This window comes from Stenotrophomonas sp. FW305-C-20-S1 (genome assembly GCF_058783335.1).
The window spans coordinates 1-23,416 of the sequence record NZ_JBYTEK010000042.1; the positions used below are offsets into that span (position 1 = coordinate 1).

A 23,416-nucleotide genomic window follows, 5' to 3' on the forward strand; every position below is an offset into this window, starting at 1 on the left:
CCCCCCCCCCCCCCCCCCCCCCCCCCCCCCCCCCCCCCCCCCCCCCCCCCCCCCCCCCCCCCCCCCCCCCCACGACCGGGACTCAGCACCCACGCGTAGATGCGGCGCCCACGGAGTGCCGCATTCTGTGGAGCACAGCAGCTGGCGGACATACTCCGCCGCAGCGGCAGGTGCTCTGGCCTTCTTACTTATCATCGTGTCGCATGCAGCCTCGAACGGACCGCCTTCGTACCCGTTGAGTCAAACAACTCCGCCGGGAACTGCGCCCAACAAAAAGGCGGCGCCCTGCGGGCGCCGCCTTCCATGCAGCAGACGCAGGCCTGGATCAGTCGATCAACGCGGCCTCGCGCCGGCGGAACACCGATACCGCCTGGTTCAGTGCACCGGCCTGCGACTGCAGTTCACGTGCCGCCGCAGTGGCTTCTTCCACCAGCGCCGCGTTCTGCTGCGTGGCCTGGTCCATCTGCACCACCGTCTGGTTGATCTGCTCGATACCGGAGGACTGCTCCTGTGACGCCGCCGAGATCTCGCGCATCAGGTGGCTTACGTTCTCAACGCCGCCGACGATGCCCTGCATGCGCTGTCCGGCATCGGCCACCAACTGGGCGCCCTCGCCGACCTGACGTCCTGCCTCGTCGATGAGGACCTTGATCTCCTGGGCCGCCGCCGCCGATCGCTGTGCGAGCACACGGACCTCGCTGGCGACGACCGCGAACCCGCGTCCCTGTTCGCCGGCGCGTGCCGCTTCAACCGCTGCGTTGAGCGCGAGGATGTTGGTCTGGAAGGCAATGCCGTCGATTACACCGGTAATGTCGCCGATCCGCTTCGACGCGCCCTCGATGGCCTGCATGGTGTCGACCACCCGCTGCATGGCGTGGTTGCCATCACTTGCTGCGCCCTGGGTGGAGGCGGCCAGCTCGCTGGCCTGGCGCGCATGCGCTGCGTTCTGGCGCACGGTGGCGGTCAGCTCCTCCATCGAGGCGGCCGTTTCCTGTAGATGAGCGGCCTGTCGCTCGCTGCGCTCGGACAGCGCGCCGTTGCCGGCGGCGATTTCGCTGGCGGCCGTGCTGATGGTGGTAGCGCAGTGCTGGATGTGGCCGACCATGCGCGCCAGCTGGCCGGCGGTGGCGTTGGCATCGCGCTGGATGGCGGCGAACGCGCCGTGGTACTCGCCCTGCATGCGACGGTCGAGATCGCCGTTGGCCATAGCTGAAAGCATCTGCCGCACTTCGTCGACCGTGCTGCCCAGTGTGTCCAGCAGCTGGTTGATGCCCCCGGTCAGGCCGTCGAGGAAGCTGGCGCCTTCGCTGGCTTGCAGGCGCTGTTCCAGATCACCCTGCGCGGCGGCAGCGACAATCCCGGCGACGGCATTCTCCAGCGTCAGTTCATGGGTACGGTCATGCCATTCCACCGCAAAACCCAGGCGCGCGCCCTGTGCGTCGAACACCGGGGTGACGACCTGGGCGAAGTGCACCGGCCCGATCCGCACCTTGCCGTTGTGTGTCGCCTGCAGCTCATTGAGGATGCCGCGGATGCGGTCAGGGTTGGCATGGAAGCGATGGATGCTGCTGCCGACCAGCCGCTCGGCGTCGAAATCGGGGAAGGCCTGGCGCAGCGTGGCCTGCTGGTTGCGCAGCAGCGCCACCACCGAGCGGTTGACGTAGCGGATGACGTGATCGTTGTCGGCAATCATCATCGCCGTGCGCGAGGCATCCAGTGCCTGGCGGATCTGCGCGTTCTCGGCGTTCGCCTCGGCCTCGCGGCCGCGCTGCGCCTGTACATGGCGTGCGGTATCGGCCAACGCGTGGGCCAGTGAACCGGGTGCGTAGTTGCGTGCGTCGGTGTGTGCGCCAAGGTCGGCGCCCGTGGCGATGTCACGTGCCAATGCGGCCAGGCGGTGCGGTCCGTGACCCAGCGCTTCACTCTGTTGGCGCAGGCGCGCGGCGGTCTGGCCCAGCACCAGCGTCAGCACCGCCAGGGCCATGGCATTCAACAGCGGCGGCAGGACGGCCGCCCCATCAAGCAACGGCGCCAGCAACGCACTGACACCCACGGCGCCGGCCAGCCACAACGGCATACGGTCACGCTGGATGAGCAGCACGCCCAGCAGCAGCGCGATGGGCAATGCGGCATTCAATCCGCTGATATGACAGAGCAGGCTCAACTGCAGTGAAAGCACTACGGCCAGGCCGTTGCGCGCGAGCGAATGGCCGGCCTGGCGCCAGCCCAGCCAGGCGGCTGGCAGCACTGCGGCGGCAACGGCGCTCGCAGCGGGCACCGACGTGCCGCGCACGGCCAGTACAAGGCCGATCGCTGCCAATACCACGCTGCCCAGCAGCAGGCGACGATCGCCTCGCTGGGCCAGCTGTTGCAGATAAGGGACACGGCCCTGGTCGGGCGGGCGGGAGGACGCAATGGACATCGGCAACTCCTGGATCAACGGACGGCAGCGGCCATGCAACGCGCTGCGCGGATGAGCGCAACGACGGCACGGTCGGGGAATTCGGGGAATGCGGCGCAGGCAGCGACGCGGAGGACGGACACCGTGACCACATCCTGTGGATGACGGTGCAGCAGACGGGACATGCGGTCTTCCTTGCAGAACCAGGAACGAGCCGCAGGCACAAAGGGCCTGCGTGCTGTGGACGCAGGGGTCCACTACCGTTCTATCGGCCGCACTGGCGCAGAGTGAAGTGCGCACGGCCGACGATGGTCAGCGTGCGTTGGCGTTTTCGCTCAGGAACGCATCGATGACGGCGGCAATACGCGCCGGGTGTTCCATGTGCAGGTGATGGTTGCCGGGGAATACCGCCAGGCGGCCATCACGCAGATGCTGCAGGCGCTCGCTGCGCATCGGCTCGGGATAATACGACTGTGCAGGCGTGGCATAGATCACCTGGGTAGGACAGGTGATGGCCTGCAGCAGGTTGTCGATCTGGCCTTCGCTGAGGCGGATCGCGGTGGGCAGCATCAGGCGCGGATCGCTGCACCAGCGATAGCCGCCTTCGACCGGCTCGACACCGCGTTCGACCAGCAGGCGTGCGCAGCCTTCGCTGAGCTGATTGGTCATCATCCGCGCCCGGATCGGTGCAGCCAGATCCGGGAACACGCGCAGCTGCTTGCGTGCCAGTGCTCGGGTGGCGTCGACGTGCTCGCGCAGGCGGCTGGCAGTTTCTTCCTCCGGCCCGCGCAGGCCGCCGAGTGCCTCGATGGCGACCAGCCGTTCGATGCGATCACTGACCGCTGCGGCGAGGCTGGCGATGCCGGCACCCATCGAATGGCCGATCAGGGTGAACCGGTCCCAGCCCAGTGCATCGGCGACATCGAGGACATGGGTGATTGCTGCTGGCGTGGTGTACACCGCCCCGATCGGCAGATGCGCGCTGTGGCCGTGCCCGGGCAGATCGATCGCCACCAGGTCCAGGTGCGGCAGATGCGGCGCCAGCGGAACGAAGCTGGCCGCATTGTCGAGCCAGCCGTGCAGGGCCAGCACCCGCGGACCCTCACCCGGCCGGCGCAGGCCGGCGACACGGACGCCCGCGACCTGCAGCTCAAACGGCTGCAGGCTCATGCCAGCGAGGCCACGGCCAGCCGAGCCAGTGCGCGGGCGTGATCCGGTGCGGCGTTGAGGCAGGGGATATAGCGCATCTGTGCGCCGCGCTCGGCCAGTGTTTCGGTGAAGCCCATGGCGACTTCTTCCAGTGTTTCCAGGCAGTCGGTGGCAAACCCGGGGCAGACGACGTCGATCTGCTTCACCCCCGCTTCGGCCAGCTCCCACAGGCTGGGCTCGGCGTAGGGCTGCAGCCAGCGTTCGCGGCCGAAGCGCGACTGGTAACCCATCTGCCAGTCGTCCGCGCCCAGGCCCAGTGCTGCGGCGATCGCGCGCGCACTGGCCTCGCAGCGCTGCGGATAGGGATCGCCGGCATCGGCAAGGCGCTGCGGAATGCCATGGAAGGAGAACATCAGCTTCTGGCCGCGCCCCTGCTGCTGCCAGTAGCGCTGGATCGAGCCGGCAACGGCGGCGACCCAGTCCGGATCGATCGAATAGTCCTGCACCAGGCTGACGGTGACCTGTGGGTTCCTGCGCTGCCAGGCATCCACACGATCCTCGACCGAGGCCGTGGTGGTGGTCGAATACTGCGGATACAGCGGCAATACCACGATGCGGCGCACGCCCTCGGTGGCCAGCCGATCCAGTTCGGTGGTGAGCGCGGGTTCGCCGTAGCGCATCGCGTGGCGTACGCGCAGCGTCGGCAGCAATGCTTGCATCGCCTGCGCCAACTGGCGGGTGTGGACCATCAGCGGCGAGCCTTCCGGCAGCCACACCTGGGCGTACTTGGCGGCTGAACGGCTGCTGCGCAGCGGCAGTATCAGACCGCGCAGCAAGGGCTGCCACAGCAGTGCCGGCAGCGAGACCACGCGCCGGTCGGACAGAAATTCGGCCAGATAACGGCGAACGGCGGGAGCCGTCGGCGTCTCGGGCGTGCCTAGGTTGACCGCCAGTACGGCGGTATCGGGTGCGTCGAGCATGGGCGGTATTGTCGCCGATTCCATCGTCACGTCGGCATGCAGGGTTAGGATGGATGTCATCGATGAGGCCAATATGAGCAGGCAACGCTCATTGGGGATTCATCACAACACTACTAATTTCAGTCACTTGCTATATCTTCCTATGGACTGACTTCTGGAGCCTGCCATGCGTCGCCCGATCCAAGCCCTGCTGATCGCCGCCAGCCTGCTGTCCAGCCAGGCCATGGCCGGACCGCAGGAAGACCAGCGCGCCCGCAACGCGGTGCGTGTACTGGCTGAAATCCAGGGAATCCCTGAACAGGGCATTCCGGACAAATTGCTCGACGAAGGCCGCGCGGTCATCGTCATTCCCGACACGATCAAGGCCGGTCTGGTGATCGGCGGCCGTCGTGGCCACGGCCTGATGTCGGTGCGCATGCCCAATGGTGCGTGGTCCAACCCGGTATTCATCAAGCTCACCGGCGGCAGCATCGGCTTCCAGGCCGGTGTGCAGTCCTCCGACGTTGTGCTGGTGTTCCGCAACGACCGCAGCCTGGACAACCTCGTCAACGGCAAGTTCACCCTCGGCGCCGATGCCGGTGTGGCCGCCGGTCCGGTGGGCCGCAATGCCGCCGCCGCCACCGATGGCCAGCTGAAGGCCGAGATCTGGTCGTGGTCGCGCGCCCGCGGCCTGTTCGCTGGCGTGGCCCTGGATGGTGCGATCCTGCAGATCGACGATGCTGCCAACCTTGACGCCTACGGCAGCAACACCACCCCGCGGATGATCTTCGAGGGCCGCGCGGCTGGCTCGCCTTCAATGGATGTGGTCGCTTTCCGTGATCGCCTGGAAGAGGCCACCTACGCGGCGCGCAACAACCGCAATGGTGGCAATGACGCACCGCGTCCGGCGGCCGCTGCAGCGCCTGCCCCGCAGCCTGTTCAGGCAGCGCCGGCGGCACCTGCTGAAGCCACCACGGCGCCGCTGCAGGCCGTGCCGCAGACCCCGCCGCCGGCCCAGCAGGGTTTCCAGCCGGTCAACGACGGTGAAATCCGCACTGAAACACTGGGCAACAACTGACTTTCGTCACGCGCGCCGGCTAACAGCCGGTGCGCTATGCTCGGCAATCTGATCACTAACGTAACGAGCGACTTATGGGCAGTTTCAGCATCTGGCATTGGTTGGTCGTGCTCGCCATCGTCCTGCTGGTGTTCGGCACCAAGCGCCTGACCAGTGGTGCCAAGGACCTCGGCTCGGCGGTCAAGGAATTCAAGAAGGGCATGCACGACGACGACAAGCCGAACGCGCAGTTGGGCGACGAGTCGCGCAGCCAGGACGCCTCGCGCACCGCGCAGGACGAGCACGACCGCAAGCCGCGTTGATCCGGAGCGGTTGCGGTGTTTGATATCGGCTTCAGCGAACTGCTGGTGATCGCGGTTGTCGCCTTGGTGGTGCTCGGACCTGAGCGCCTGCCCAAGGCGGCCCGCTTCGCCGGGCTGTGGGTACGCCGCGCGCGCAATCAATGGGATTCGGTCAAGCAGGAACTGGAACGCGAACTGCAGGCCGAAGACATCAAGCGGCAGATGCAGGACGTGCGCCAGGGCATGCAGGACACCGAGAACCAGCTGCGTGCCAGCGGCGAAGCCATGCGCCGCGAAGCCGAGCAGATGCAACAGCACAGCGACACACTGGCGCAGCAGGTGCGTGCACCGGCCCCGGCCGAACAGCCCCCACATCTGGCGGATGCGCCCGAGCCGGAGGTGGCGTCGACTGAAGGTGCAGCCATTACGCCCGCCACCGCTGAAGCTGCGGGCAATGCCGTTGCTGATACCGCGACCGAAACGCCCGCGCGCACGGAGCGCCCGTCATGAGCGAACACGACTTCGGCGAAAGTTCGCTGGTGGAACACCTTGTTGAACTGCGCTCGCGCCTGGTGCGTGCGCTGCTGGGGCTGGGCGTTGTGCTGCTGGGCCTGCTGCCGTTTACCCAGAAGCTTTACAACGCACTGGCCGAGCCGCTGATCTCGCAGTTGCCCAATGGGCAGACGATGATCGCCACCAACCCGGCCGGCGCCTTCTTCGCGCCGTTGAAGCTGACGTTCTTCGTGGCCCTGTTCGTGGCCGTGCCATGGCTGCTGTACCAGCTGTGGGCCTTCGTCGCGCCGGGCCTGTATGCACGTGAGAAGCGCCTGGCGATGCCGTTGCTGGTCTCCTCGGTGCTGCTGTTCTACACCGGCTGCGCCTTTGCCTATTTCCTGGTGCTGCCGGCGGTCTTCCACTTCCTCACCACCTTCAGCCCGGAAGTGATCGCGATCACGCCGGATGCGAATGCCTACCTGGATTTCGTGCTGGCGATCTTCTTCGCCTTCGGCGGCAGCTTCGAGCTGCCGGTGGCGATGGTGATCCTGGTGCTGCTGGGCTGGATCACGCCGCAGCAGTTCAAGGAAGGACGCGGTTACGCGATCGTCGGCATCTTCGTGCTCGCTGCGATCCTGACTCCACCGGACGTGGTGTCGCAGCTGATGCTGGCGATCCCGATGTGCCTGCTGTACGAACTGGGCATCCACGCCGCGCGCTGGCTGGTGCCGTCTTCGGTGGTCAAGAAGCCTGCGGCCTGATCCCCGGTAGCGCCGGGCCATGCCCGGCGTTCGTGGGGAGGTGACATCCATCCGCCGGGCATGGCCCGGCGCTACCGTTGAGCGCCGCTCAAGCGTGGAAGACGTCGTTGGCCGGCGGCGACTGCGGCACCGGCGGTGCGCCGCGGCTGCCGCGATGCACGAACATCTGCTTCCAGGCCGCATAGACGGCGCCGACATACAGCGGCATCAGCACCGTGGTGAACACCAGCTGCGCGATGAAGGCCGCCGCCAGCGGGCCGCCCAGCAGCATGCCGAGTTGGACCACGATCACGAACAGCACATAGACGCAGAACGCGGCGATCAGGCCGAGCACGGTGAACACGGCGGTGGCGCCGATGTTCTCGATGCAGCCCTGCAGGCTCAGGCGCAGCGCGTGCATGCCGCTCTGGCGGTCGAACACCACCAGTGCCGGCTGGGTGAACATCGCCAGGGTCAGCGCCACGGCGGTGCAGAACACCAGCAGCATCCACAGCGCGATGCGCTGCGCGGGCAGGTTGGCGACCAGTTCGGCGGCGGTTTCAGGACTGATCTGCTGCCCGCTGCGGCCGAGTTCCTGCATCTTGGTCATGGTGTCGCTGAAGGCGGTGAAGCCCTCGCGGCCGATCATCAGGTACAGCAGCGCGCCCAGCAGCAGCACGGCCAGCACCTGGATCGCCAGCGGCACCAGCAGGTGGCTGACACGACGGTCGCGGATCGGCTGCAGCAGATGGGTGGCCAGGCCGGGACGACCCTGGTCGATCTCACCCATGGCGTACAGCATGCCGCCGAACATCACCGGTGAAATCACCAGCGTCATCATCTGCAGGGCCAGGCCGGCGGTACCGGGCAGCATCGTTCCCAGCAGGGTGACCACCCAGTTCACCAGCAGCCAGGTCAGGCCGATCCGGGCCAGCTGCAGCGGCGCACGCCGATACAGCGAGAACGTATCCAGCAACCACTGGGCGCCCGCCGAGGCTGGCAGCTTGCGAATCTCTTTCATGGACATCCGGGGAGGGACAGGAGGGGCCGGGCGGTGTGCCCGTGCCGCCGATTATCCCTGTTTTGCCACCGGCTGGGCTGAAGACAGCCGGGCCTGGCGGACAAAGCGCCGCAACAGCTGGCGCGCCAGCGGCGCGGCGCTGACCGCGCGCTCGATGCTGCGCGCGCAACCGCCATGACGGCCGATGCAGTCGGCGCGTGCGCGCACGTAGCCACGCATGTGGTGAGTGGCGAATTCCGGATGGAACTGCACGCCCCAGGCCTGGCGGCCCCAGCGGAAGGCATGGCAGCCATCCAGCGGCGAGCGCGCCAGCACGGCGGCGCCTTCGGGTACGCGCAGCACGGTCTGCAGGTGGGTGGCGTGGGCCGCGAAGTGGCTCGGCAGGCCCTGGAACAACGGGTCATGCGCGGCCTGCGGGTCCAGTGCCAGCTCAATCGTTCCCGATTCGCGCCCGGCGGGGTTGTAGGCCACTTCGCCGCCCAGCGCGTGGGCCAGCAGCTGGTGGCCGTAGCAGATGCCGAACACCGGCACGTCGTCGTGCGCGGTCTGCCGCAGCCAGGCGGCACTGCGTTCGCTCCATTCGGCGTGGTCGGTGACGAAGGCGGCCGAGCCGGTTACCAGCACGCCGGCGAACTGGCGTGGATCGGGCAGGTCGGCGCCGTGCTCGACGTCGACCACGACGGTCTCGTGTTCTTCCAGGCCGGCGGCGACCCGGATCCAGTGCGGAAAGCGCCCGTAGCGGCGCAACGAAGGCACGGGGCGGCCGGTTTCAAGGATCAGGAAGGGCGCTGGATTCATCCGGGGGAGGCAGAACGGACAGGACTTCCTCGATTGTAGTCAGCCCCTGTGCCACCTTTTCAAGCCCGGCCTGGCGCAGGGTTCGCACTCCTTCAGCACGCGCGGCACGGTTGAAACCGGCCAGATCCATGTCCGCACGGATCAGCCCGCGCAGGCGCGAGCCCAATGGCAGCAGCTCATACAGCCCGATGCGGCCGAGGAATCCGGTGCGCCGGCACTCCAAGCAACCGACCGGCCGACAGGGCGTGGCGGCATCTGGATATGCAGCTTCGCTATCAGCCAGCACTGCCCAATCGGCCCGGCCGAGGGTGTGCGGCTGCTTGCAGTGCGGGCACAGGGTGCGCACCAGGCGCTGGGCGAGGATGCCGTTGACGGTGGATGACAGCAGGTAATGCGGTACGCCCAGGTCGAGCAGGCGGGTGATGGCCGAGGGCGCGTCGTTGGTGTGCAGGGTGGACAGCACCAGGTGGCCGGTCAGCGAGGCCTGCACGGCCATCTGCGCGGTTTCCAGGTCGCGGATCTCGCCGATCATGATGATGTCCGGGTCCTGCCGCAGCAAGGTGCGCACACCGCTGGCGAAATCCAGGTCGATGTTGGTCTGCACCTGCATCTGGTTGAATTCCGGCGCGATCATCTCGATCGGGTCTTCCACCGTGCATACGTTGACGTCCGGCGTGGCCAGCCGCTTCAGGGTGGAATACAGGGTGGTGGTCTTGCCCGAACCGGTCGGGCCGGTGACCAGCACGATGCCGTGCGGGCGCTCGACCAGGGCGGTCCAGCCGGCCGCTTCCTGCGGGCTGAAGCCGAGCTGGTCGATGCTCTTGAAGGCCGCTTCCGGGTCGAAGATGCGCATCACGCATTTCTCGCCGAAGGCGGTCGGCATGGTCGACAGGCGCATTTCCACTTCACGGCCGCCGGGCGAGCGGGTCTTGATGCGACCATCCTGCGGGCGCCGGCGCTCGGCCAGGTCCATGCGTCCGAGCACCTTGATACGGCTGACCACGGCGGTCATCACCGCCGGTGGCACTTCGAACACCTTGTGCAGCACGCCGTCGATGCGGAAGCGCATGCGGCCCATTTCGCGGCGGGGCTCCAGGTGGATGTCCGAGGCGCGCTGCTCGTAGGCGTACTGCAGCAGCCAGTCGACGATGTGCACGATGTGCTGGTCGTCGGCATTGACGTCGCCGGTGCGGCCCAGTTCCACCAGCTGCTCGAAGCTGGGCAGGGTGGTGTTGGCCTCACCCCGTACGTCGCCACGGGCACCGCGCACCGAGCGGGTGACGCCGAAGAACTCCATGGTGTAGCGGTGCAGGTCCAGCGGATTGACCACCGCCAGCTCGATGCGCAGGCGGGTCAGGTGCTGCAGGTCGCGCAGCCATTCCTGTGCCAGCGGCTCGCTGGTGGCCACCAGCACGCGCTCGCCATCCACCGCCAGCGGCAGGAAGCGATGGCGGCGCGCGTAGGCGTGCGAGGCCACGGCCGTGACCGAGGCGACGTCGACCCGGGTCGGATCGATGCGCAGGTAGCGGCTGCCGGTACGCTGGGCCAGCCACTCGGTGAGGCGTTCCAGATTGAGGTCGCCGCCGTCGCTGGCGGCCAGCTTGAGGTTGGACAGCAGCACCAGTGGATGCACTTCACTGGCATTGCGGGCGCCCTGTGCGGAAAAACGGATGCGCTCGCGCTCGTGCGCAGCCACCACGCCGTCGGCCAGCAGGGCCGCCGCAACCTGTTCGAACTGCAGGCGACCGGGCGGCAACGGTGCCGCGCCAGGCTCGCCGGGCGTGCCCGTGGGCAGCCGATGTTCCATCCACCTGCTCCTTCCGGGTACGGAATGCCCCGCAGGTCGGCCGTTATACTAGCGCACCCCTTTGCCGGCCAAGACTCGTCCGCATGTCCGCGACCCCGACCGTTCCGATCACCTTCCAGGGCCTGATCCAGACCCTGAACCAGTTCTGGGCCCAGCAGGGCTGCGTGCTCATCCAGCCGCTCGACCTGGAGGTGGGCGCCGGTACCTTCCACCCGGCCACCTTCCTGCGTGCGATCGGTCCGGAAACCTGGAACGCGGCCTACGTGCAGCCGTCGCGGCGCCCGACCGATGGCCGCTACGGCGAGAACCCGAACCGCCTGCAGCGCTACTACCAGTACCAGGTGGCGATGAAGCCGGCACCGGACAACATCCAGCAGCTGTACCTGGATTCGCTGAAGGCGGTGGGCATCGATCCGCTGGTGCACGACCTGCGTTTTGTCGAGGACAACTGGGAATCGCCGACCCTGGGCGCCTGGGGCCTGGGCTGGGAAGTCTGGCTCAACGGCATGGAGGTGACCCAGTTCACCTACTTCCAGCAGGCCGGTGGCCTGGAGTGCCGGCCGGTGCTGGGCGAGATCACCTACGGTCTCGAACGCCTGTGCATGTACCTGCAGAACTGCGACAACGTCTACGACCTGGTCTGGACCTACGGCCCGGATGGGCAGCCGGTGACCTACGGCGACGTCTACCACCAGAACGAGGTGGAGCAGAGCACCTACAACTTCGAATACGCCGACGTGGAAGAAATGTTCCACCGCTTCGATGCCTGCGAGCGCGAAGCGCAGAAGCTGGTGGAAGTGAACCTGCCGCTGCCGGCCTACGAACAGGTGATGAAGGCCAGCCACACCTTCAACCTGCTCGATGCGCGCCGCGCGATCAGCGTGACCGAACGCCAGCGCTACATCCTGCGCGTGCGCGCGCTGGCCCAGGCGGTGGCCAAGGCCTACTACGAGCAGCGCGAGAAGCTGGGCTTCCCGGGCGCGAAGAAGGCCTGACGGCCCGTTCTCCCATCACGCGTTTCACCTACTACCCCAGGGGCGCCGGCCGCGTCGCGCGCTGCGCCCCCACCACAGGATCGAACCGATGAGCCACTTGTCTCCCCTGCTGATTGAACTGGGCACCGAAGAGCTGCCGGTCAAGGCACTGCCTGGCCTGGCCCAGGCCTTCTTCGACGGTGTTGTCGACGGCCTGCGCAAGCGCGGCGTGGAACTGGAGCTGGGCGATGCACGCCCGCTGTCGACCCCGCGCCGCCTGGCCGTGCTGCTGCCGGGCGTTGGCCTGGAGCAGCCGGAACAGCACAGCGAAGTGCTGGGCCCGTACCTGAACATCGCGCTGGACGCCGAAGGCCAGCCGACCAAGGCGCTGCAGGGGTTCGCGGCCAAGGCCGGGATCGACTGGACCGCGCTGGAAAAGACCACAGACAACAAGGGTGAGCGCTTCGTGCACCGTGCGGTGACCCCGGGCGCGCGCACTGCTGAGCTGCTGCCGGAGATCCTGCGCGAGGCCATCGCCGGCATGCCCATTCCCAAGCCGATGCGCTGGGGCGACCACAGCTGGGGCTTCGCGCGCCCGGTGCACTGGCTGGTGCTGCTGCACGGCGGTGACGTGGTCGAGGCCGAACTGTTCGGCCTGAAGGCCGACCGCATGAGCCGCGGCCACCGCTTCCTGCACGACAAGACCGTGTGGCTGACCCAGCCGCAGGACTATGTGGAATCGCTGCGCGCCGCCTTCGTGCTGGTTGACCCGGCAGAGCGCCGCCAGCGCATCGTCGCCGAGGTGGAAGCCGCTGCAGCCACCGCCGGTGGCAGCGCACGCATCACCGAGGACAACCTGGAGCAGGTGGTGAACCTGGTCGAGTGGCCGTCGGCGGTGCTGTGCAGCTTCGAGCGCGCGTTCCTGGCGGTGCCGCAGGAAGCGCTGATCGAGACGATGGAGATCAACCAGAAGTTCTTCCCGGTGCTGGATGACGGCGGCAAGCTGACCGAGAAGTTCATCGGCATCGCCAACATCGAGTCCAAGGACGTGGCCGAAGTGGCCAAGGGCTACGAGCGGGTGATCCGCCCGCGCTTCGCCGATGCCAAGTTCTTCTTCGACGAAGACCTGAAGCAGGGCCTGCAGGCGATGGGCGAGGGCCTGAAGACGGTGACCTACCAGGCCAAGCTGGGCAGCGTGGCCGACAAGGTCGCGCGCGTGGTGGCGCTGGCCGAGGTGATTGCGCCGCAGGTCGGCGCCGATCCGCTGCTGGCCAAGCGAGCCGCGCAGCTGGCCAAGAACGACCTGCAGTCGCGCATGGTCAATGAGTTCCCGGAACTGCAGGGCATCGCCGGCCGCCACTACGCGGTGGCCGGTGGCGAGTCGCCGGAGGTGGCGCTGGTCATCGACGAGGCCTACCAGCCGCGCTTCGGTGGTGATGACATCGCGCTGTCGCCGCTGGGCAAGGTGCTGGCGATCGCCGAGCGCGTGGATACCCTGGCCGGTGGTTTCGCCGCAGGCCTGAAGCCGACTGGCAACAAGGACCCGTTCGCCCTGCGCCGCAACGCGCTGGGCCTGGCCCGCACGATCATCGAAAGCGGCTTCGAGCTGGACCTGCGCGCGCTGCTGGCCAGCGCCAACGCCGGGCTGGCCGCGCGCAACGTGCAGGCCGACGTGGCCGAGCTGTACGACTTCATCCTCGACCGCCTGAAGGGCTATTACAGCGACAAGGGCGTGCCGGCCAGCCACTTCAACGCGGTGGCCGAGCTGAAGCCGGCCTCGCTGTACGACTTCGACCGCCGTCTGGACGCGATCGGGATCTTCGCGGCGCTGCCGGAAGCCGAGGCGCTGGCAGCGGCCAACAAGCGCATCCGCAACATCCTGCGCAAGGCCGAAGGCGATATTCCGGGCCAGATCGATGCGGCCCTGCTGCAGGAAGATGCCGAGCGCGCGCTGGCCGAAGCTGTGACTGCCGCCATCGACGATACCGGCGCCAGCCTGCACCAGAAGGACTATGTGGCCGTGTTGGCGCGCCTGGCCCGCCTGCGTCCGCAGGTCGATGCGTTCTTCGACGGGGTGATGGTCAATGCCGAGGATCCGGCACTGCGCGGCAACCGCCTGGCGCTGCTGACGATGCTGGGCGAGCGCCTGGGCAAGGTCGCGGCGATCGAGCACCTGTCCAGCTGATCGCCCACGATGGGTAGCGCCGGGCCACGCCCGGCGGTTTTTCTGCAGGCCGCGCTGCGCGCTCGCCATGAATCAGACCGTATCCACGCATGGCGTGGATCTACTGGGTAGCCGGCCGCTGGCCGGCAGCGACGCGATGCCGATATTTCCGCATGCGGCCGCGATGATCGCCACAAAGGCGCGCATTTTGACCGCCACTTAACAACCGATCCGGATTGGCGTGATGCATTTCGCATCGTCACCTCCGGTCGGTATGCTGTGCCGCATGCAGCCAACGAAATACGCCCTGCCGCTGATGGTCCTCTCGCTTTGCGCCACTTCCGTGGCCCATGCGCGCGGCACCATCGACAAGGTGGACATCAAGGGATTGGACAAGGGCGACGACGCCGCGATCATCGAGAACATCCAGGAATCGCTGACGCTGTTCGACACGATCGGCAAGGAGCAGGGCGAGTCGCGCCTGGAATACCTGCTGTCACAGGCCGAGCGGCAGACCCGCCAGGCGCTGGAACCGTTCGGGTACTACAACCCGGTGATCAAGGTCGAGGCGCCCCGCCAGGACGAGCACGTCACCGTGCTGATCCATGTCGACAAGGGCCAGCCGGTGCTGGTGCGCCGCGAGCATATCGATATCACCGGTCCGGCGATGTACGACCAGTACCTGCAGGACGACCTGGCCGCGTTCAAGCCGCGCAAGGGCCAGCGCTTCGAGCATACCCAGTACGAAGCCAGCAAGATCACCGTGACCCGGCGCCTAGCCGAGCGCGGCTACTTCGACGCCGACTACACCCAGCGCCAGGTGCAGATCACCCGCGCGGACAACGCTGCCGACATCGACCTGACCTGGGACAGCGGCCGCCGCTACAACATGGGCCCGGTGACCTTCGAGCAGAACTATTTCGACGACAAGCTGTTCGATCCGCTGGTGTACTGGGACCAGGGCAGCTACTTCCACGAAGGCAAGCTGGACCGCCTGCGCGAGTCGCTGACCAAGCTCGATTACTTCAGCGTGATCGACATCCAGCCGCGCCCGGACCAGGCCGATGAAAACGGCGAGGTGCCAGTCGATGTGAAGCTGACGCGGGCCAAGCGCAGCATCTATTCCTACGGCCTGAGTTACGGCAGCGAAAGTGGCGCCGGTGTGCGTGGTGGCCTTGAACGGCGCTACCTGAACAGCCGCGGCCACAAGATGAACACCCAGCTGGACTATGCGCAGAAGCGCAAGAGCCTGATCACCAGCTACCGCATTCCCGCATTCAACTGGCTGGATGGCTGGTACACCTTCGCCGCCAGTGCCTATGACGAACAGACCGACTACATCGATCTGCGCAACTTCAAGCTGATCGCCAGCCGCAGCGGCGAGATCAACGAGAACTGGACCGCCATCGCCTCGATCAACGCGCTGCGCGAGCGCTGGCGCTATGCCTCAGGCACCGAATTCACCGATGCGGTCTACAACACGTCCACGCTGGTCTACCCGCAGATCGTGGCCGACTACGTGAAGGTGGACGACGAGCTGTTCCCGCGCAGCGGCATCAGTGGCACCGCGACGGTGCGTGCCGGCGTCGAAGGCGTCGGATCGGACACCAGCTTCGTGCAGGCCAATGCCGTGCTGCGCTGGTACATCCCGGTGGGGCCGACCAATCGCCTGATCCTGCGCGGCGAAGGCGGCACCACCTGGACCAGCGACCTGGTGGCGATGCCGCCCAGCCTGCGCTACTTCGCCGGTGGCGACCGCAGCATCCGCGGCTATGCCTACCGTGAGGTCGGCCCGCGCACGCCGAAGCCGGACAAGTACGCGCTTGGTGCCAAGCACCTGGTGGTCGGCTCGGCCGAGTACGAGCATTACTTCAATGGCGGTCCGTGGGGTGCAGCGGTGTTCGTCGACACCGGCAGCGCCTTCGATACCGACATCGACCTGCACACCGGCGTCGGCTTCGGCGTGCGCTGGAAATCGCCGGTGGGCCCGGTGCGGGTCGATATCGCTCACGGTCTGAACAACCCTGATTCGCAGTTCCAGCTGTACCTCAACATCGGAGCGGACCTGTGAGCACGCCCGCACCGACTCCGTCGCCGAACACGCCGCCGCGGCGCGTGCGCTTCTACCGTCGTCGCCGCTTCTGGGCATGGTCCGGCGCGGGCGTGGTCGGCCTGGTGCTGGTCGCCCTGTTGGCCGTGTACTGGCTGCTGCAGACGGTGGCCGGCCGCGACGTGCTGCTGGCGCAGGTGGTGGCGCGCCTGCCGGTGGGTGCCAGCTTCACCTGGGACAAGGTCGACGGCCCAGTGGCCGGACCGCTGACTCTCTACAACGTCGACTTCCGCTACGACGACATCCATTTCCACGCCGAGCGCGCGCACCTGGAGCCGGACCTGCGCCCGCTGCTGGGCCGCAAGCTGCTGCTGGACAAGCTGGAGCTGACCAACGCCACGCTCAACCTGGCCAAGAGCGATGAGCCGTTCAAGCTGCCGTCGTGGCCCGATTCGCTGCCGCAGATCGAAATGCCGCTGGCGATCCAGGCCGATGTGATCGCCATCGACAGTTTCCGCATCAGCCAGGCCAACGAGCCGGTGATCGACATCAGCCGCGTGCGCGGTGGCATCGAGATCGCCAATGGCGAGTTCCAGGCGCGCAAGCTGGCGGTGGACAGCGACATGGGCAATTTCACTGCCCAAGGCCGCTACATCCCGGCCAAGGACTACGACACCGACGTCACCGTCACCGCGGTGCTGCCGGCACCGCGCGGGCGTACCGCGGCCACGGTCGGCCTGGTCGCGCGCGGTGACCTGGCGCATATGGAAGTGGCGCTGGCCGGCCGCGCACCGAAGCCGCTGCACGCGATGCTGGTGTTCGATGGCCGCACCGATCCGACCTGGAACGCGACTGTACGCAGCGACGAGCTGGATCTGGCGCTGTTGTCGCCGGCATTGGCCAGCTCGGCCATCGCGCCGCTGGCATTGGACTTCACCGCCTCCGGCAAGGGCGGCAACGCCAACCTGCATGGCCGGGTGAAGCAGGGTGAGCAGGAATTGGAGCTGGCGCCCTCGGTGGTTTCGCTGCAGGACCAGGTGCTGAAGGTCTCGCCGCTGGTGGTCAAGGGCCTGGGCGGCGAAGCACGCCTGGAAGGTACCGCCGATTTCAGCCAGGAAGACCAGCAGAAGCTGAACTTCTCGGTGATCGCGCAGGACCTGACCTGGGTGCCGGCACCGGACCCGAACACCGCCGGCAGTTCGCCGGTGCCGGTGACGCTGAAGGAAGCGCGCTTTGGACTGGCCGGTACCTTGAAGGCGTGGGCGGCGATCGGCCGTGCCGATGTCGAGCGCGAAAAGCAGAAGGCGCAGCTGCGCTTCGATGTGCGTGGCAACGATCAGGCTGCGGAGATCCGCGAACTGCAGGCGCAGACCCCGGGTGGCCAGCTGCAGGTGGAAGGCAAGGTGGCCTGGGCACCGCAGCTGGACTGGGATGCCAAGGCCACGCTGAAGGATTTCGACCCGGGCTACTTCGCACCGGGCTGGGATGGCCGTCTGTCCGGCAATCTCGCGTCCAAGGGACGCCAGCTGCCGCCGCCGGCCAATGCGCCGCCGGGCACTGCGGGCACGCTGGAGGCCACGGTGGACCTGCCGTCGCTGAAGGGCATCCTGCGCCAGCGCAATGTGGATGCCCAAGGCAAGTTCGCCCTGCAGGGTGAACAGGGCCAGGGTGAATTGAAACTGGCCGTCGGCAGCAGCCGGGTGACCGCCTCGGGCAAGGTCGGCGACCGCCTGGACATCGATGCGCGCTTCGAGCCGTTGCAGCTGAGCGATCTGCTGCCCGGCGCCGATGGTGGCCTGCGTGGCCAGGTGCAGGTGAAAGGCCCGCGCGATGCACCGGACATCACTGCAGATCTGGTCGGCAACAATCTCAACTGGGACGGCTATGGCGCTGAAAGCCTGAGCATCAAGGGCCGCCTGCCGTGGCGTGGCGACAGTGGCACGCTGGCGATACAGGGCCAGCAGGTCAATGCCGGCATGCTGCTGGAACGCTTGAACATCGATGCGCAGGGCAGTGTCTCCAACCTGCGCCTGGCCGCACAGACACGCAACGAACTGGGCGCGATCGAGCTGCAGGGCAGCGTGCGCCAGCAAGGTGAACAATGGCGTGGCGAACTGGCCACGCTGCGCATCGCACCGGTGAAGGGCGATGCGTGGGCACTGCGTGCGCCCGCGGCATTCGCCATCAACGGCAGCAACTACACGCTGGGCGAAACCTGCCTGGGCGCTGCGACCGGTGGCGCCCTGTGCGCACATGCCAACTGGCCGCGCGAAGGCCTGGTGGTGCGCGGCGACGCGTTGCCGCTGGCCCTGGTGCAGCCGTGGTTGCCGCCACAGTCCGGCCGGCGCATCTACCTGCGTGGCGAACTCAACCTGGACGCGCAGATCCGTCCGCGTGGCAACGCATGGGAAGGGCATGTGGAAGTGCGTTCGGCCGAAGGTGGCGTACGCCTGGGCGAGAACCGCAACACCGGCGTGGGCGATGCCAACCGTGGCGAGCTGGTGCGTTATGACCAGTTCTCGCTGAAGCTGGACATGACCCCGGCCAGCATCAAGGGCTACCTGGGCATGGGCTTCCAGGGCAACGGCTTCGTCGATGCGAAGATGCAGACCGGTTGGGAGCCGAGTGCACCGCTCAACGGCGAGCTCTACCTCAACATGTCGCGCCTGTACTGGCTGGAACTGTTCTCGCCGGATGTGGTGCGCCCGACCGGCCTGATCGAAGGCCACGTGAGCCTGCGTGGCACGCGCGGCCAACCGTCGCTGGGCGGTGATGCACAGCTGAGCAACTTCAAGGGCGAGTTCCCGGCGCTGGGCCTGACCTTCGACCAGGGCAAGGGCAGTTTCGTCGCCCAGCCCGATGGGTCGGCCAAGATCACCGCACAGGCCAATTCGGGCAAGGGCACGCTGTATGTCGACGGCGGCCTGTCCTGGTTCGGCGATGCACAGCCGCTGCAGCTGAAGATCCACGGCGAGAATGTGCTGCTGTCCAACACCAGCGAGCTGCGCATCATCGCCAATCCCAACCTGGACTTCACTCTGGCCAAGGCCGCGATGGAGCTGCGCGGAACGGTGCACGTGCCCGAGGCCGACATCGATCTGGAGCGCCTGGACCGTGGCACCTCGGTGTCCGAGGACGTGGTGGTGCTGGACCCGGCCGATCCGGAAGAGTCACGCACCTCGCCGCTGGACATGGAGCTGGCCGTCAGCCTGGGTGACAAGGTCAAGATGAGCGGCTTCGGCCTGAAGGGCGCGCTGACCGGCAAGATGCAGGTCTGGGCCAAGCCCGGCCGCGAGATGACCGCCAACGGCGGCCTGGAAGTCAGTGGCCGCTACAAGGCCTATGGCCAGGACCTGACCATCACGCGCGGCAACCTCAACTGGAACTACAACGCGGTGTCCGACCCGCGCATCAACATCCGCGCCGAACGCCGGATCGGTGATGTCACCGCCGGCATCGACGTGACCGGGCGCGCGCAGCAACCGCGCGCCGATGTCTGGTCCGATCCGGCGATGTCGCAGTCCGAAGCACTGGGTTACCTGGTGCTGGGGCGCAGCCTGACCGGTGCCAGCAGCGACCAGACCCAGCAGGTGAACGCCGCATCGGCCGCGCTGTCGGCGGGCAGCGGGCTGCTGGCTTCGCAGCTGGGTGCCAAGCTCGGCCTGGACGATGCCGGCGTCAGCCAGTCGCGCGCGCTGGGCGGCTCGGTGATCGGTGTGGGCAAGTACATTTCGCCCAAGTTGTACGTGGGCTACGGCGTATCGCTGGTCGGTGCCGGTTCGGTGATCACGCTGAAGTACCTGCTGCGCCGCGGCTTCGACGTGGAAGTGGAATCGAGCACGGTGGAAAACCGTGGCTCGTTGAACTGGCGGCGGGAGAAGTAGAGCCACGCCATGCGTGGCTGCGGTGGCGCCGAGCCGGCGCTGCCGTAATCCACGGTTGGGCCAGCGCGGACGGCCGCACTGGACATGCAGGCTTTTCATCCAGCAGGCCTGCACCAGTGCCTGCGCGATCATAGCGACTGCGTCCACCAGCCCCGGTCTTGGTGCGTCCTGCCTCATCGGAGCGAAGCGTTGCAAGAAGCACTGGTGGATGATGCCGAGTACAGTGCCGCTGTCGAATCAATCGCTCACGTACTGGCGGGTGCCTGCAATACCAAGCGATCTCCCCTTGTATCGCTGGGGCTGGCGATAGAAGCCCTGTGGGCTATCGCCAAGGCGCCCAGCAGGGTGCACGCCAACAGCAGCGCCACGACAACACGCTGCCACAGGGGCCGTCGGCGGCGCGGCGCTGAATGCAGCCGATTACCGGCCGCTGCCGCCCAGAACAGGACTTGCTTGCGCTGCAACGGCGGCGGCGGAACCACGAACCACATGATCGGCTCGCCGACCAAGTAGTGCAGAGTGTCGCGCATCTCGCGTCGCGTGTGCGCTGACCGCGCCTGCCACCGTGCACGTAGTGGTCGCCAGCGCCCACTCAACCGAGCCACGCGCACGCGGGCCTGTGCTACGGAAACCGGTGCATCATCGCGATGCATGTAGCGAGCAAGAGCAACCTCGTTGCCTCGCAACAGCAACCAGCGCACGTGCATGCTGTGGCCAAGGGCGGCCATGTCGTAGCACTCGCGGATATTGCCCCGGTCATACCACTGGAAGCGGTCGGCCAGCTGCTCGAAGTTCGCCTGCGGAAACGGCGTGGTGCCATTCATCAGCCGCTGCCAGGTTGCCAGCTTCACTGCGCTGGCATCCGCGGGTGCCTGCAGTTCCGGGGACTGCTGCAGCCAGGCTGCGAAATCTGCCGGATCGTGCTGCTGCCCGTGGCGGACGATGCGGTCGGCAAGCGCTTCGGCGGCAGATGACCCCGTCACTGCGGCTTCATCATTCATGCGTCGTGATTTCCTTGCGGCGTGCCACGCAGGATTCCGCTGCCGAGCTGTGCGTAGCGGGCCTGTTCACAGAACTGCCCCATCGGCGCGTTTCACGCCGATCAGCGAATGCATGGTGCCCAGATCGATTCCTGCGATCATCGGTCCTTCCCTGGTATCCGTGCCTGATTCTAGCCAGCATCGGTGCCCCCAACCATCGGCCGTTGCCCCATCCGGCCCCAGCGGCTATGGTCCCGGGCTGTTCTGTCGTACCGGATTGCCTCATGTCGCCACGCAAAGCCCTCCCCACCGCCCTGGCCCTGGGCCTGACCCTCGCCGCTGGCGCCCATGCCGACGAGGGCATGTGGATGCCGACGCAGCTGCCGGAACTGGCCAAGCCGCTGCAGGCGGCCGGCTTCAAGGGCAACCCGGCCGATCTGGCCAACGTGACCGCGCCGCCGCTGAGTGCGGTCGTGCGTGCCGGCGGTGGCACCGGCTCGTTCGTGTCGGCCGATGGCCTGCTGCTGACCAACCACCACGTGGCGATGGGCGTGATCCAGTACAACAGCTCGCCCGAGCACAACTTCATCAACGATGGCTTCATCGCCAAGGGTCGCGCCGACGAGCGTCCGGCCAATCCGGACTTCCGCGTGCTGGTGACCGTCGGCTTCGACAAGGTGACCGACCAGGTGCTGGCACAGGCCAAGGGCAAGACCGGCCGCGCGTACTTCGACGCGGTGGATGCAGCCAGCAAGCAGATCGTGGCCGAGTGCGAGAAGGACGGCAGCGTGCGCTGCTCGGTGACCAACATGTATTACGGCACCGACTTCTACCGCATCGCCCAGCTTGAGCTGAGCGACGTGCGCCTGGTCTATGCGCCGCCGCGCGCGATCGGCAACTACGGCGATGAGATCGACAACTTCATGTGGCCGCGTCACACCGGCGACTTCACCCTGCTGCGTGCCTACGTGGGCAAGGACGGCAAGCCGGCCGCCTACAGCAAGGACAACGTGCCCTACCAGGCACCGGCGCACCTGCAGATGTCGGTGGAAGGCCCGAAGGAGGGCGACTACGCGATGCTGGCCGGTTACCCGGGCATCACCTACCGCCATCGCACCGCCGCCGAATTCGCTGGCCAGATCGATACCGTGCTGCCGCGCCGGGTGTCGGTGTTCCAGCAGATGATCGACACCATCGAAGCGGCCAGTGCCAAGGATGCGCAGGCACGTACCCGTTATGCCTCGCAGCTGCAGTCGCTGAAGAACAACCGCAAGCGCGCCGCCGGTGAGCTGGAAGGGCTGCTGCGCAGCGATGCCAAGGCCCAGCGTGCGGCCGACGAGCAGGCGATGCTGGCCGCCACCGACCGCAAGTACCAGGGCGACATCAAGGCGCTGCTGGCCAACCTGTCGCAGGGCGCGGCGGTGGGCGAGCGCGACCTGCTGCTGGAACAGATGGCCAGCCAGAGCCAGCTGCTGCGCTCGGCGTTGCTGCTGGAACGCCTGCGCATTGAATCGGCCAAGCCGGATGCGCAGCGCGAGACCGGCTACCAGCAGCGCGACCAGGCGATGATCGAGGGCGTGCTGAAGCAGGTGCAGCGCCGCTATGCACCCGAGATCGAGAAGGCGCTGCTGACCACGCTGTTGACGCGCTACCAGCAGTTGCCGGATGCGCAGCGCGTGGCCGAGTTCGACACGGCCTTCGGCCGTACCCCGGCACAGCTGGCGCAGGCGCTGGACACGCTGTATGCCGGCACCCAGCTGGGTGACGAAGCGCAGCGCCTGTCCCGCTTCGCCGCTGCCCGCGAAGGCAAGGCGCTGGCCGCCGATCCGCTGATTGCCGTGGCCGGCCCGCTGGTGGCCGCGCAGCTGCGCATCGAAAACGAGAGCAAGACCCGCGAAGGCGAACAGCTGCGCCTGCGCCCTGCCTACATGCAGGCCTTGTTCGCCTGGCGTGCCAAGCAGGGCCGTGCGGTGTACCCGGATGCCAACCGCACCCTGCGCATCAGCTACGGCAAGGTGGAAGCGCTGCACCCGCGTGATGGCGTGACCTATTCGCCGGTGACCACCGTGGCCGGCATCGTCGAAAAGAACACCAACGCCTATCCGTTCGATGCCCCCAAGCCGCTGCTGGCCGCGATTGCCAAGGGCGACTTCGGCAGCACCGCCGACCCCGCGCTGAAGACCCAGACGGTCAACTTCCTGACCAACCTGGACACCACCGGCGGCAACTCCGGCTCGCCGGTGCTCAACGCCAAGGGCGAACTGATCGGCCTGAACTTCGACAGCAACTGGGAGTCGGTCAGTGCCAGCTGGTGGTTCGACCCCCGCTACAAGCGCGCCGTGCACGTGGACATGCGCTACCTGCGCTGGCTGCTGGCCAAGGTCTACCCGGCACCTGAACTGCTGAAGGAAATGGGCGTTCCGGCGGAATAACGCCGGTTCCCGGTAGGCGCCCACGATCTCCCGGTAGGCGCCCACCGTCTTCCGGTAGGTCCCCACCGTTTCCTGGTGGGTGCCCACCTTTCCCTCTGGTGGGTGCCCACCGTTGGTGGGCACGGACGCCTCTGCCACGACCAACGGTCGTGACCCACCTTTGCGACCCCCGTCGTGACCTACCATCACGATCAACGGTCGTG

General features: G+C 67.2%; 17 protein-coding genes. 9 read left to right on the top strand and 8 right to left on the bottom strand.

The genetic code is table 11. The annotated features are described in order from the left end of the window. Positions 1-325 precede the first annotated feature (325 nt). From AC3WTC_RS17745 to hemH, 4 genes are all read right to left on the bottom strand, one after another. On the bottom strand, positions 326-2,422 hold the full coding sequence (locus AC3WTC_RS17745; protein WP_492712109.1) for a methyl-accepting chemotaxis protein: 2,097 nt from the start codon (positions 2,420-2,422) through the stop codon (positions 326-328). A 14-nt stretch (positions 2,423-2,436) separates the two neighbouring features. After that, positions 2,437-2,586 carry a hypothetical protein gene (locus AC3WTC_RS17750; RefSeq protein WP_154231535.1) on the bottom strand — a complete coding sequence of 50 codons (150 nt, stop codon included), beginning with the start codon at positions 2,584-2,586 and terminating at the stop codon, positions 2,437-2,439. Between the two features lie 127 nt (positions 2,587-2,713). Next, the gene (locus tag AC3WTC_RS17755; RefSeq protein WP_033832562.1) at positions 2,714-3,571 is read right to left on the bottom strand and encodes an alpha/beta fold hydrolase; all 858 of its coding nucleotides are present in this window, start codon (positions 3,569-3,571) and stop codon (positions 2,714-2,716) included. Beyond that, positions 3,568-4,530 carry a ferrochelatase gene (gene hemH / locus AC3WTC_RS17760; RefSeq protein WP_032977539.1) on the bottom strand — a complete coding sequence of 321 codons (963 nt, stop codon included), beginning with the start codon at positions 4,528-4,530 and terminating at the stop codon, positions 3,568-3,570. Before hemH ends, AC3WTC_RS17755 begins: the two co-directional genes overlap by 4 nt. Positions 4,531-4,696: 166 nt before the next feature. On the opposite strand from hemH, the gene AC3WTC_RS17765 reads away from it, so the two are divergent. From AC3WTC_RS17765 to tatC, 4 genes are all read left to right on the top strand, one after another. Continuing rightward, entirely contained in the window at positions 4,697-5,587 is an 891-nt protein-coding gene (locus tag AC3WTC_RS17765) for a lipid-binding SYLF domain-containing protein (RefSeq protein ID WP_025878761.1), read from the top strand. Between the two features lie 74 nt (positions 5,588-5,661). Then, positions 5,662-5,889 carry a Sec-independent protein translocase subunit TatA gene (gene tatA / locus AC3WTC_RS17770; protein ID WP_025878762.1) on the top strand — a complete coding sequence of 76 codons (228 nt, stop codon included), beginning with the start codon at positions 5,662-5,664 and terminating at the stop codon, positions 5,887-5,889. 15 nt (positions 5,890-5,904) lie between these two features. Beyond that, complete coding sequence (tatB, locus tag AC3WTC_RS17775) at positions 5,905-6,378, top strand: Sec-independent protein translocase protein TatB (RefSeq protein WP_032977537.1); 474 nt, start codon at positions 5,905-5,907, stop codon at positions 6,376-6,378. After that, a complete protein-coding gene (tatC, locus tag AC3WTC_RS17780) occupies positions 6,375-7,124 on the top strand; it encodes a twin-arginine translocase subunit TatC (protein WP_025878764.1) in 750 nt (249 codons plus the stop codon). The genes tatB and tatC overlap by 4 nt, the downstream gene beginning before the upstream one ends. An 88-nt stretch (positions 7,125-7,212) precedes the next feature. Here tatC and AC3WTC_RS17785 read toward each other — a convergent pair whose 3' ends face one another. Genes AC3WTC_RS17785 through AC3WTC_RS17795 form a run of 3 tightly spaced genes read right to left on the bottom strand, consistent with a single transcriptional unit; the run spans position 7,213 to position 10,729 of the window. Next, positions 7,213-8,124 carry a BPSS1780 family membrane protein gene (locus AC3WTC_RS17785; protein WP_025878765.1) on the bottom strand — a complete coding sequence of 304 codons (912 nt, stop codon included), beginning with the start codon at positions 8,122-8,124 and terminating at the stop codon, positions 7,213-7,215. Between the two features lie 51 nt (positions 8,125-8,175). Continuing rightward, entirely contained in the window at positions 8,176-8,922 is a 747-nt protein-coding gene (locus AC3WTC_RS17790; RefSeq protein ID WP_492712112.1) for a glutamine amidotransferase, read from the bottom strand. Beyond that, on the bottom strand, positions 8,894-10,729 hold the full coding sequence (locus AC3WTC_RS17795; RefSeq protein ID WP_032976767.1) for a GspE/PulE family protein: 1,836 nt from the start codon (positions 10,727-10,729) through the stop codon (positions 8,894-8,896). Before AC3WTC_RS17795 ends, AC3WTC_RS17790 begins: the two co-directional genes overlap by 29 nt. Positions 10,730-10,812: 83 nt before the next feature. Here AC3WTC_RS17795 and glyQ point away from each other — a divergent pair, with 83 nt between their 5' ends. From glyQ to AC3WTC_RS17815, 4 genes are all read left to right on the top strand, one after another. Beyond that, the gene (glyQ, locus tag AC3WTC_RS17800; protein ID WP_025878768.1) at positions 10,813-11,724 is read left to right on the top strand and encodes a glycine--tRNA ligase subunit alpha; all 912 of its coding nucleotides are present in this window, start codon (positions 10,813-10,815) and stop codon (positions 11,722-11,724) included. Between the two features lie 88 nt (positions 11,725-11,812). Continuing rightward, the gene (gene glyS, locus AC3WTC_RS17805; protein ID WP_492712114.1) at positions 11,813-13,888 is read left to right on the top strand and encodes a glycine--tRNA ligase subunit beta; all 2,076 of its coding nucleotides are present in this window, start codon (positions 11,813-11,815) and stop codon (positions 13,886-13,888) included. Positions 13,889-14,141: 253 nt separating this feature from the next. Next, positions 14,142-15,938, top strand: coding sequence for an autotransporter assembly complex protein TamA (locus AC3WTC_RS17810; RefSeq protein WP_492712126.1), 1,797 nt, complete (start codon positions 14,142-14,144; stop codon positions 15,936-15,938). Continuing rightward, positions 15,935-19,801 (top strand): translocation/assembly module TamB domain-containing protein, encoded by a 3,867-nt coding sequence (locus AC3WTC_RS17815; RefSeq protein WP_492712116.1) that lies wholly within the window; start codon positions 15,935-15,937, stop codon positions 19,799-19,801. Before AC3WTC_RS17810 ends, AC3WTC_RS17815 begins: the two co-directional genes overlap by 4 nt. 245 nt (positions 19,802-20,046) lie before the next feature. Here the strand turns inward: AC3WTC_RS17815 and AC3WTC_RS17820 are convergent, their stop codons facing one another. Further along, a complete protein-coding gene (locus tag AC3WTC_RS17820; RefSeq protein WP_309908479.1) occupies positions 20,047-20,802 on the bottom strand; it encodes a hypothetical protein in 756 nt (251 codons plus the stop codon). 263 nt (positions 20,803-21,065) lie between these two features. Between AC3WTC_RS17820 and AC3WTC_RS17825 the strand changes: the two genes are divergently transcribed. Next, on the top strand, positions 21,066-23,213 hold the full coding sequence (locus tag AC3WTC_RS17825) for a S46 family peptidase (RefSeq protein ID WP_492712118.1): 2,148 nt from the start codon (positions 21,066-21,068) through the stop codon (positions 23,211-23,213). Positions 23,214-23,416 lie beyond the last annotated feature (203 nt).

Bases quoted from the DNA above. Each gene is read 5' to 3' on its own strand.
- AC3WTC_RS17745 (WP_492712109.1), bottom strand. From the start codon at position 2,422: ATGTCCATTGCGTCCTCCCGCCCGCCCGACCAGGGCCGTGTCCCTTAT.
- AC3WTC_RS17750 (WP_154231535.1), bottom strand. From the start codon at position 2,586: ATGTCCCGTCTGCTGCACCGTCATCCACAGGATGTGGTCACGGTGTCC.
- AC3WTC_RS17755 (WP_033832562.1), bottom strand. From the start codon at position 3,571: ATGAGCCTGCAGCCGTTTGAGCTGCAGGTCGCGGGCGTCCGTGTCGCC.
- hemH (WP_032977539.1), bottom strand. From the start codon at position 4,530: ATGCTCGACGCACCCGATACCGCCGTACTGGCGGTCAACCTAGGCACG.
- AC3WTC_RS17765 (WP_025878761.1), top strand. From the start codon at position 4,697: ATGCGTCGCCCGATCCAAGCCCTGCTGATCGCCGCCAGCCTGCTGTCC.
- tatA (WP_025878762.1), top strand. From the start codon at position 5,662: ATGGGCAGTTTCAGCATCTGGCATTGGTTGGTCGTGCTCGCCATCGTC.
- tatC (WP_025878764.1), top strand. From the start codon at position 6,375: ATGAGCGAACACGACTTCGGCGAAAGTTCGCTGGTGGAACACCTTGTT.
- AC3WTC_RS17785 (WP_025878765.1), bottom strand. From the start codon at position 8,124: ATGAAAGAGATTCGCAAGCTGCCAGCCTCGGCGGGCGCCCAGTGGTTG.
- AC3WTC_RS17790 (WP_492712112.1), bottom strand. From the start codon at position 8,922: ATGAATCCAGCGCCCTTCCTGATCCTTGAAACCGGCCGCCCCGTGCCT.
- AC3WTC_RS17795 (WP_032976767.1), bottom strand. From the start codon at position 10,729: ATGGAACATCGGCTGCCCACGGGCACGCCCGGCGAGCCTGGCGCGGCA.
- glyQ (WP_025878768.1), top strand. From the start codon at position 10,813: ATGTCCGCGACCCCGACCGTTCCGATCACCTTCCAGGGCCTGATCCAG.
- glyS (WP_492712114.1), top strand. From the start codon at position 11,813: ATGAGCCACTTGTCTCCCCTGCTGATTGAACTGGGCACCGAAGAGCTG.
- AC3WTC_RS17810 (WP_492712126.1), top strand. From the start codon at position 14,142: ATGCTGTGCCGCATGCAGCCAACGAAATACGCCCTGCCGCTGATGGTC.
- AC3WTC_RS17820 (WP_309908479.1), bottom strand. From the start codon at position 20,802: ATGAATGATGAAGCCGCAGTGACGGGGTCATCTGCCGCCGAAGCGCTT.
- AC3WTC_RS17825 (WP_492712118.1), top strand. From the start codon at position 21,066: ATGTCGCCACGCAAAGCCCTCCCCACCGCCCTGGCCCTGGGCCTGACC.